Raw genomic sequence first — 674 nt, 5'->3', positions numbered from 1 at the left:
TACTCCTCGGCGGGGGAGACCCATGTGAGTGTCGATGAGCTGGCCGGGGTCACCGGGGTCGACACGAGCGCGGGCGCGACCGGGACCGGGACGGCCTTCAGTTCCGGGTCGGTCACCACGGCCCAGCCGAACGAGATCCTGTTCGGGGTGGTCGGGGTGGAGTCTGCTGCCACCGTGCCGGCCTGGGCGGCCGGTTGGAGTGGGCTGCCGAACCTGAGCGTGTCCACTGATGACCTGGCGACGGCCTTCCGCGTCACGACCGCGACGGGTGCCTACACCGCGTCGGGCACCAGCGGAGGCCAATGGATGGCCGCCATCACCGCCCTCAAGACCGGCGCCGCCAGTCCGCCGTCGGTGCCGTCGGCGCCGACAGGGCTGGTGGGGAGGGCCGGGAACGCGTCAGTGTCCTTGTCGTGGACGGCTCCGGGGTCGAACGGCGGGGCTGCGGTGACGGGGTACAACGTGTACCGCGGGACGAGCGCGGGTGGTGAGTCGTCGGTGCCGGTGGCCTCGAGCGTGAGCGGGACCAGCTTCACGGACACCGGGTTGGTCAACGGGACGGCGTACTTCTACACGGTCGCCGCGGTGAACGCCGCTGGTACCTCGCCGCCGTCCAACGAGGCGTCGGCGACCCCGCAGTCCGCTGTGATGGTGCCGTCGGCGCCGACGGGGTT

1 protein-coding gene is annotated in these 674 nt (G+C 71.8%); it reads left to right on the top strand.

Features of this window, described 5'->3' with window-relative positions; all coding sequences use genetic code 11:
- Window positions 1–24 precede the first annotated feature (24 nt).
- Window positions 25–674: fibronectin type III domain-containing protein (locus AB4030_RS22420; RefSeq protein WP_442281409.1), on the top strand; the 650-nt coding region annotated here is incomplete at its 3' end.

This window comes from Terrabacter sp. 2YAF2 (assembly GCF_052114705.1).
Lineage (GTDB): Bacteria > Actinomycetota > Actinomycetes > Actinomycetales > Dermatophilaceae > Terrabacter.
This window is presented reverse-complemented; position numbering and strand designations above follow the sequence as displayed.